General features: G+C 72.8%; 6 protein-coding genes and 1 pseudogene. 3 read left to right on the top strand and 4 right to left on the bottom strand.

All coding sequences use genetic code 11. The annotated features are described in order from the left end of the window. Positions 1 to 50: 50 nt before the first annotated feature. The gene (locus tag AB0B76_RS31255; RefSeq protein ID WP_360382182.1) at positions 51 to 506 is read left to right on the top strand and encodes an SRPBCC family protein; all 456 of its coding nucleotides are present in this window, start codon (positions 51 to 53) and stop codon (positions 504 to 506) included. On the opposite strand, the gene AB0B76_RS31260 is transcribed toward AB0B76_RS31255, so the two are convergent. Next, entirely contained in the window at positions 494 to 2,065 is a 1,572-nt protein-coding gene (locus AB0B76_RS31260) for an NAD(P)/FAD-dependent oxidoreductase (RefSeq protein ID WP_360382184.1), read from the bottom strand. The two genes, AB0B76_RS31255 and AB0B76_RS31260, sit on opposite strands and share 13 nt — an antisense overlap. Positions 2,066 to 2,127: 62 nt before the next feature. On the opposite strand from AB0B76_RS31260, the gene AB0B76_RS31265 reads away from it, so the two are divergent. Beyond that, positions 2,128 to 4,431, top strand: a complete 2,304-nt coding sequence (locus tag AB0B76_RS31265) for a S8 family serine peptidase (RefSeq protein ID WP_360382186.1) — start codon at positions 2,128 to 2,130, stop codon at positions 4,429 to 4,431. A gap of 1,234 nt (positions 4,432 to 5,665) precedes the next feature. Here the strand turns inward: AB0B76_RS31265 and AB0B76_RS31270 are convergent. Continuing rightward, positions 5,666 to 6,445 (bottom strand): membrane dipeptidase, encoded by a 780-nt coding sequence (locus tag AB0B76_RS31270; RefSeq protein ID WP_360382188.1) that lies wholly within the window; start codon positions 6,443 to 6,445, stop codon positions 5,666 to 5,668. Between the two features lie 91 nt (positions 6,446 to 6,536). Here AB0B76_RS31270 and AB0B76_RS31275 point away from each other — a divergent pair, with 91 nt between their 5' ends. Continuing rightward, positions 6,537 to 6,761, top strand: a complete 225-nt coding sequence (locus AB0B76_RS31275) for a hypothetical protein (protein WP_360382190.1) — start codon at positions 6,537 to 6,539, stop codon at positions 6,759 to 6,761. A 98-nt stretch (positions 6,762 to 6,859) separates the two neighbouring features. Here AB0B76_RS31275 and AB0B76_RS31280 read toward each other — a convergent pair whose 3' ends face one another. Then, positions 6,860 to 7,729 carry a GNAT family N-acetyltransferase gene (locus AB0B76_RS31280; RefSeq protein ID WP_360382192.1) on the bottom strand — a complete coding sequence of 290 codons (870 nt, stop codon included), beginning with the start codon at positions 7,727 to 7,729 and terminating at the stop codon, positions 6,860 to 6,862. Positions 7,730 to 8,269: 540 nt separating this feature from the next. Next, positions 8,270 to 8,440: pseudogene (gene groEL, locus AB0B76_RS31285) on the bottom strand (chaperonin GroEL); the annotation flags it as partial.

Genomic DNA, 8,440 nt, shown 5'->3' on the forward strand with positions numbered 1-8,440 from the left:
CCCGTCACGCCGTTGGTGTGAGATGCGCGGCTGAGGGAATGGGAGAAGTTGTGTCAATCACCGAACGCATCGTGCGGGCGCCCGCCGAAGCCGTGTACTCCGTGCTGTCCGACGGCTGGTCGTACTCCGACTGGGTGGTCGGCACCGCGCACATCCGCGATGTCGACGACGCGTGGCCCGCGCCCGGCACCCGGCTGCACCACAAGGCCGGCCCGTGGCCGGTCTCGATCCGCGACCGCAGCGAGTCGCTGGACTGGGAGCCGGGCCGGATGCTGCTGCTGAAGGTGCACCTGTGGCCGTTCGGGGCCGGGCACGTGAAGTTCACCCTCGACCGGCTCGACGACCAGGCGACGCGGGTCACCCTGCAGGAGCAGTTCACCGAGGGCCCGCTGCTGGGCGTGCGCAACAAGGTCGGCGACGTCTTCCTGCACTTCCGCAACGCCGAGGCCCTCCAGCGCCTGGCCGACATCGCCGAGCGCCGGGTGGCCGCTGTTCAGCGCGGGTAGATGCGGCTCAGGGCCCCTTTGATCGCGGCCTCGTAGGCGTCGCCCAGGACCGGACGGTTGCGGGCCAGCGCCGCGCGGGCCGCGTTCGCGCCGGGGGCGCCGTGCACGCCGCCGCCCGGGTGGGCGCTGGAGCTGGCCAGGTACAACTTGTCGATCGGCGTGTCCGCCCGGCCCAGACCGGGCGTCGGCCGCCAGATGAGCTGCTGGTAGGCCCCCGCCGTCCCGCCGTTGATCGCGCCCTCCACCAGCGAGGGGTTCTTGGCCTGCAGCTCCGCGGGGCCGGAGACGTAGCGGGCCAGCACCAGGTCGTCGAAGCCGGGGGCGTGCCGCCGCATGGTGTCGGTGACCCGCTCCACCTGGGCCGACACCTCCTCGGCGCCGCTCCCGCGGGGGATGTGGGTGTACGCCCACAGCGTCTCGGTCCCGAGCGGCGAACGGGCCGCGTCGGCCGTGGTCATCTGGCCCACGAGCAGAAACGGGTCCTCGGGCAGCCGGCCCGCCGCGATGTCCGTCGCGTAGCGCACCGGGTCGGCGCCCAGGTGCACCGTGCCGGCCCCGGCGACCTCCGGCGCGATCCACGGCACCCGGCCCGACAGCGCCCAGTCGATCTTCAGCGTGGCGTTGTCCCAGCGGAAGCCGGCCAGGTCCGCCAGCAGCCGCCCGGGCAGATGCTCCGGCTTGATCATCGACTGGTACAGCGGGAGCGCCGGCACGTCCGCGACGACCGCCCGGCGGGCCCGGAAGAGCCGCCCGTCCGCGCAGCGCACGCCGAGCGCCCGGCCCCCGCCCACGATGACCTCTTCGACGGCCGCGTTGCGGTGCACAACGCCGGGGAAGCGGCGCAGGAGGGCCTCGACGATCTGCTGCGCGCCGCCCTCGGGCACCGGGAAGCCATGCTGCTGCGCGAGCATCGCCAGCAGCCAGCCGAAGCCGCCGCCGGCCGCGTCGTCGGGGGCCAGGTCCGTGTGCAGGGCCAGCCCGGTGAGCAGCATCCGCGCGCCGTCGCCGGCGAACGTCTCCTCCCCCAGCACGCGCGCGGGCACCAGGAACCGGCGGCCGAGCCGCAGCGCGCCCCCCAGGCCGGCGGCGCGGGCGAGGCGGGCCCCGGAGCGGACCGGCGGGAACGGGGTGAGCAGGGCGGGGATGAGGTGCGGGGCGAGACGGCGCCACTCGGAGTACCACTGCCGCCAAGCCTTGCCGTCGCCCGGCGCGAACCGTTCGAGCGACTCGACCGTGAGGTCGAGCTCGCGGCTGATCACCGCGGCGCGCCCGTCGGGGAAGAGGTGCGCCACCACCTCGGGCGCGTGCGTCCAGCGCAGCCCGTGCGACTCCAGGTCGAGCGCGAGCAGCGGCGGGGACGCGGCCGACAGCGGGTAGAACGCGCTGCACAGGTCGCTGAGGAACCCGGGCGCGGTGATCTCGGCCGAGCGCACGGCCCCGCCGACGTGCCCGGTCGCCTCGAGGACGGCGACGTCCCAGCCCGCGTCGGCGAGCATGTTCGCGGCGACCAGGCCGTTGTGCCCGGCGCCGATGACGACCGCGTCGACCGTTTCCGTCATGCTCCCCAGTCTCCTTCTCTCGCCTTCCCGTTTTGTCATACCCGCGACGTAGCATCCCGACCATGGCAGCACCCTCGCGTCGAACCTGGGGTTGGTCACTCGCCCTCACGATCGTGCTCGGCCTGTGGGTGCCCTTCGTCGTCGTGGTGCCCCACGCGGGCCTCTGGCTCGTCGCCGACACGCTCACCATCGAGGGCAAGTCCGCGCCCCGGGTGCTGTGGCTCGTGGTCGCGGTGGCCACCCTGCTGCTCGTCGGGGTGCCAGCGCTGCTGCTGGGGCTGCTGTCGCCGGTGCCGTTCGCGCGGACGGCGGGGCGCCAGTGGGCCCTCGCCGCCGGCTTCGGGTCGCTGCTGGGCCTGGCCCGGCTGGTGCCGCCGACCTACCACGAGCTGTACCTGGCCGCCCTGGCCGCGCTCGCGGCCGCCGCGGCCCTGACGCACCGCCTCATCAGCGGGAGGCTGGATCGGCGCGGGGAGCCGGACCGCTGGATGGTCTGGCTGTCGCTCGCCGCCGGCCTGCTGCTCCTGCTGCCCTGGCTGTGGGTGGGCGCCCTCGGCGGGGCGACCGAGACCGTCCTCGCACTCGTCGCCGCGCTCGCCATCGCCTGGCTCGCGACCCGCCCGCTGCTCGCCCTGACGGCGCGCACGGCCACCGGCGGCAACTCGTGGGGCCGCGCGGCGCTGGGCGGACTGCTCGCCGGGGTCGCGCTGGTGCCGCTGGCGGCCGGGGTGGGCGAGCCGGCGGCCCAGCTGCTGGCCCTGCTGTGCGTGCCGCCGGCCGCGTTCGCACTGGCCGCGCTGCGCCGGGCCGGGGCGCCCTCGGTGATCGCGCTGCTCACCCCGGTGCTGTTCGGCCCCCTCGGGCTTGTCGACGCCGACGAGACCTCGCTCATCCTGGGCCTGCGCGACGGGCTCTTCTGGGGCGCGATCGGCGCGGCGGCGGCGGGTGTACTCGCTCTGCTCACCGCGATCGCGCTGCTGCTCGTGTTCCGGCGGGTGCGCTGGCACCCCTGGCTCGCCGCGGCGCTCGCCGTCGTGGTGGCCGCGGCCGGGGCGACGGTGTACATCGGGCTCGGCCGGCCCGGCCTGACCGGCGAACGGCTCTTCGTGGTCATGCGCGAGCAGGCCGACCTGAGCGGGCTCTCCGCGGTCACCGACCGGGCCGAGCGGGTGCGGCAGACCTACGAGCGCCTGGTGACGACGGCCGAGCGCACCCAGGCCGCGCTGCGGGCCGACCTGCGCGCCAAGCACGTGTCGTACACGCCGTTCTACCTCGTCAACGGCGTCGAGGTGGACGCCGGCCCGATCGCCCGGCAGTGGCTGGCGGGCCGCGCCGACGTTGCCCACGTGCTGCTCAACCCGCAGCTGCGCCCGCTGCCGGCCGTCGCCGAGCCGATGCACGGCGCGCAGACCGCCCCGAGCGGGACGCCCTGGAACCTGGCGCTGATCGGGGCGGATCGGGTCTGGCCGAAGTACGGCACCGGCAAGGGCATCGTCGTGGGCAGCTCGGACTCGGGCGTCGACGGCACCCACCCGGCCCTGCACGCCAACTTCCGCGGCGGCCCCGACTCCTGGCTCGACCCCTACGGCGGCGCCACCACCCCGACGGACAACAACGGCCACGGCACCCACACCGTGGCGACCGCGGTCGGCGTGGGCGTCGGCGTGGCCCCCGGCGCCGAGTGGATCGCGTGCGAAAACCTGCCCCGCAACCTGGGCAGCATGGCCAACTACCTGACGTGCCTGCAGTTCATGCTCGCGCCGTACTCGCCGGGCACCGACCCCTGGCACGCCGGCCACCCCGACCGTGCCCCGCAGGTGCTGACGAACTCGTGGGGCTGCCCGACGGTCGAGGGCTGCGACCTGTACTCCATGCGCCCCGCGATCGACGCCTTCACGGCCGCGGGCATCTTCTTCGTCGCCGCCGCGGGCAACACGGGCCCGCGCTGCGGCTCCATCACGGACCCGCCGGCCAACTTCGCCTCGACCCTCACGGTGGGCGCCGTGGACCGCACCGCGCGCGTGGCCGAGTTCTCGAGCCGAGGCCCAACGGCGGACGGCCTGTCGAAGCCCGACGTCATGGCCCCGGGCGTGGACATCCTGTCGGCCTTGCCGGGCGGCGGCTACGACGTACTGAGCGGCACATCGATGGCCACACCACACGTGGCGGGCGTGGTGGCCTTGATGTGGTCGGCGAACCCGGCCTTGGCGGGCAACATAGCCCGAACGCGCGAAATCCTGAAAACAACAGCCAAGCCGGCCACACCACGGGGCACGTCGTGCGGCTCGGAGTCGAATACAGTGGGCGCTGGCCTGGTAGACGCGTACGCAGCGGTCGAGGCCGCAGTGAAGTACAACGCTGCTTAACCTCCGACTACTGTGCGATATCGATCAATTACATCGGTTTTTGTCGATGCTGTATGGTGCTTTTGGAAAGCGGAGCGCGGCACCCTTCGAACACCCGTGGCCTGCCGCCTCCATCAACTTCCCCTTCGCCACGCTCACATTTCGACTCGCCACGCCCACATTTCGACCACTCCGCACGCTCAGCCCCTTCGGGCCGTTCGCGCACGCACGCCCCCGCCGCACGCACGCGGACAGCATCTTCGACCGTTCGGGAGCGCACGACTCCTTCGCCTCCGCCGCATGCGCATGATCCCCTCGACCCCCTCGCACGCAGAATGCTCCGTCGGCCGTTCGCGCACGACTCCTTCAAACCCGTCGCGCGCGCATGGCTCCCTCGGCCGTTCGCGCGCGCTCAGCCGTTCCACCCCTTCGCGCTCGGAGGGCTCTTTCGACCCCCGTAGCGCGCGGAGTGCTCCTTCGGCCCCCGTCGCGCGAGGAAAGCTCCCTCGGCCATTCGCGCACGGCTCCTTCAAGGCCGTCGCATGCGCATGGCGCCCCCGACCGTTCGCGCGCGCTCGGCCCTTCCACCCCTTCGCACGCGCATGGCGTCCCCGACCGTTCGCGCGCGCTCGGCCCTTCCACCCCTTCGCACGCGCATGGCGCCCCCGACCGTTCGCGCGCGCTCGGCCCTTCCACCCCTTCGCACGCGCATGGCGCCCCCGACCGTTCGCGCGCGCTCATCCCTTCCACCCCTTCGCACGCGGAAGGCCCCTTCGGCCACTCGCGCGCGGTTAGCCGAATCGCCTCTCGTGAACGTGAGCAGCGTTCGGCGGGCCGCCCACCGACGCCCGCGGCCCGGTGGAAGCCAGCGGTGCCGGCGCCCGAATCTCCGCGGCAGCCGCACCTTTCGCCCGCCTCGCCATTCGTCGGCCGCGCTTCGAGGCCAGCGCTGGCGGAAGCGTTCGGCCCCGCGTCTCCGGCCACGAGCCTTTGGTAGGACAAGGCGTTCACCGACCGCGCTTCACAGGCCCGGGCCGTTTGCAAGCCGTTCACCGACGTCTCGAGCTTTGTGGCCCCGGGCGCTTTGCAGGCCCAAGCGCGTTCACCGACGTCTCGAGTTTCGCGTACCCGGGGGCTTTGCAGGCGCAAGCTTTTCACCGACGTCTTGGGGCTTCGCGGACCCGGGGCGCTTTGCAGGCGCGCGCCCTTGGCGTTCCGCGCCTCCGTGGCCACTGCGGTGACGGGTCCGCAAACCTCAGTAAGTCCGCTCCCGCAAGAAGTCCTCCGAATCCCACGGCGCCCCGATCGCGTCCTCCGCGTCGGCCAGCGCCGAACCCCACTCGCGGCAGGCGTCGGTCAGGAAGGACGGTACGAACGTCACCATCACCACGCCGCCCGAGTCGCGCACGCGGCGCAGCACGTCGTCCGGGACGTTGCGCGGATGGTCGCACAGGGCGCGCGCCGAGGAGTGGGAGAAGAACGCGGGAAACGTCGACGTGTCGAGGGCCGCGTGCATCGTCGTGTCGGCCACATGGGACAGGTCGACGAGCATGCCGAGGCGGTTGCACTCGCGTACCACCTCGTGCACGAACGGGGACAAGCCGCCGCACGCGGGCTTGTCCGTTGCGCTGTCGGCCCAGTCGGTGTTGCGGGAGTGGGTCAGGGTGAGGTACCGGATGCCCAGTTTGAAGAAAGAACGCAGGACCACCAGGGAGTTGTCGAGGCAGTGGCCGCCCTCGGCGCCCAGAAGGCACGCTATGCGGCCCGTCGCGCGCGCCCGCCGGACCTCGGTGGAGTTCGTGGCCAGGGCCGGCGCCGACGCGTGGTGCGCGACCAGGCGGCGGGACCAACTCCACCTGCTCGACCACCTGCACCGCGGCCTGGGCTCGGGGCGGTCGTTCGGCACGTACACGCTCCAGAACTGCGCCCCCACGCCGCCCCGGCGCAGGCGTGGGAGGTCGGTGCTCAGGTCGAGGTCGGCGGCACGGACGCGCAGGCGCCACGGCAGGTCGTTGTGCCCGTCCACCACGTCCATGGGCCGACCCTAGGCCGCCGAAATGCTCGTTTTGCCGTCAACATACGAACGGTCCTCATATGGTGAGGTCGGGCGACATGAGGGGGGACCCATGGGCAAGTCCAAGAAGAACAGCGGCAGCTTCGAGAACCCGGGGATCGAGCGCGGCATGCACCGCAGCGAAGACGATCTCGGGTACCTGGACCAGAACCTCACCGACGACATGATGTCCGGCGAGAACACGAACGCGAACACGGCGACGATGCGTGCCCGCACGAAGACGCAGCAGGAGCAGACGGCGCTGCAGAACAAGCGCGGGAACCAGCCGGACATCTAGGCGACGTCGACGCCCGTGGCATGACGGGGGATCACGGGCGACGGCGGCACGTGTGCGGGGCAGGAGCGTGGCGAGCCCACGGCCTGCCCCACATGCGCTCACAGCGCCTTGGTGTAGATCCAGAACACGCGCTCCACCCGGGCGCCCACGGCCTTGGAGTAGAACCCGATCGGGCCCGCCCAGCCGATCTGGGCCGCCCGCAGTCCGGCCGCGCGCTGGTCGGCAAGACAACGCCGCAGCAGTACCCGTCCCACGCCGAGCCCTTCCGCCGCCGGGGACGTGCCCATGGGACCGAACCAGCTCGGGCGGTTCGCGCCGTACGCCGCGAAGCCCAGGATCTCGCCGTCGCGCACGGCGACGTAGCAGCCGGCGCCGCCGCGACCCAGCGACTGCTCGACCTCCCACGCCCAGCCGTCGCCCCAGATCGAACGCACCCAGCGCGGCGTGTCGGGGCCGGCCGGCAGCACCTTCACGCCCTGCCCCTCGAGGCGCGACTCGTCCAGGGCGGCCTCGGCGCTGTGCAGCGTCAGATCGGCGGTCATGTTCCAGGCGGTGTCGGTCATCTTGTACCCGGCCCGGCGCGCCAGGCACACCGCCGGGGTGTACCGCACGTCGACGCCCGGCCACGCGTAGCACGGCGGGTTGCCGCCCAGGCGCACCCGCGTGGCGCCCAGGGCCGCGAGGCGCTCCTCGGCCGCCCGTAGCAGCGCCGAGCCGACGCCGCGCCGGCGCGCCTCCGGCAGCACGGCCAGAAGCTCGACGTGTCCGAGCCCCGGGTCGGCGTCACTGATCGAGGCAAACGCGGCGCCGGTACCGTCAGCCGCCCCCAACCTCACCACCGCCCTCCCGCGCGGTGGCGCCGCGAGCCGAGCGGCAAGCGCTTCCGCCTCGGTGGCGTCCTCCGGTAAGTCGAGCGCGCGGCCGAGCAGCGCCCCGGCGCCGGCGACGTCGTCGAGATCCACGATCATTTGGTAAACATACCTAACTGTTTCGCGCCGCGTCCGCCCAGGTCACACGGATGTGAGCCAAATCCGAGGCGGCTGGGGAACTCGATGAAAGCGGCATATACCCTGACAGGCGAAAAATCCGATAAGTCGCGGCGCGGAGCGCCCGACTTATCGACCAGCCGGGGCCGGGCACGACCGCGGAAGGGACCTGCAGAGTCGCGGCGCGAGCGGTGAACCCCGTCAGGCGCCACGGGCAAAACCCGAAACCGCCTTATCGACCAGCCGGGGCCGGGCACGACCGCGGAAGGGACCTGCAAAGTCGCGGCGCGAGCGGTGAACCCCGTCAGGCGCCACGGGCAAACCCGAAACCGCGAAACCGGGCGGCACAGCGAATCACGGCAGAAGGGCGAGCGCGTCGAGGCGCGGAGCGCCCGCCTTATCGAACAGCGGGGAGGCCGAGCCGACGCCGGCAGACGCGGAACCGGCCGGCGCAGCGTGTCGCGACAGCAAAGCGGGCCGGCCCCCAAAAGGGCCGACCCGCGATGATTCAGCTGGGTGGACTCAGAAGTCCATGTCCCCGCCGCCCGGGGCGGCCGGGGCCTTCTCCTTCTCCGGCTTGTCCGCCACCACGGCCTCCGTGGTGAGGAACAGGGCCGCGATGGAGGCGGCGTTCTGCAGCGCCGAGCGCGTCACCTTGGCCGGGTCGATGATGCCCTCGGCCAGGAGGTTGAC

It is taken from the genome of Dactylosporangium sp. NPDC049140 (genome assembly GCF_040648435.1).

Coding starts and splice junctions, on each gene's coding strand:
- AB0B76_RS31260 (WP_360382184.1), bottom strand. CDS start 2,065: ATGACGGAAACGGTCGACGCGGTCGTCATCGGCGCCGGGCACAACGGC.
- AB0B76_RS31265 (WP_360382186.1), top strand. CDS start 2,128: ATGGCAGCACCCTCGCGTCGAACCTGGGGTTGGTCACTCGCCCTCACG.
- AB0B76_RS31270 (WP_360382188.1), bottom strand. CDS start 6,445: ATGGACGTGGTGGACGGGCACAACGACCTGCCGTGGCGCCTGCGCGTC.
- AB0B76_RS31275 (WP_360382190.1), top strand. CDS start 6,537: ATGGGCAAGTCCAAGAAGAACAGCGGCAGCTTCGAGAACCCGGGGATC.
- AB0B76_RS31280 (WP_360382192.1), bottom strand. CDS start 7,729: ATGATCGTGGATCTCGACGACGTCGCCGGCGCCGGGGCGCTGCTCGGC.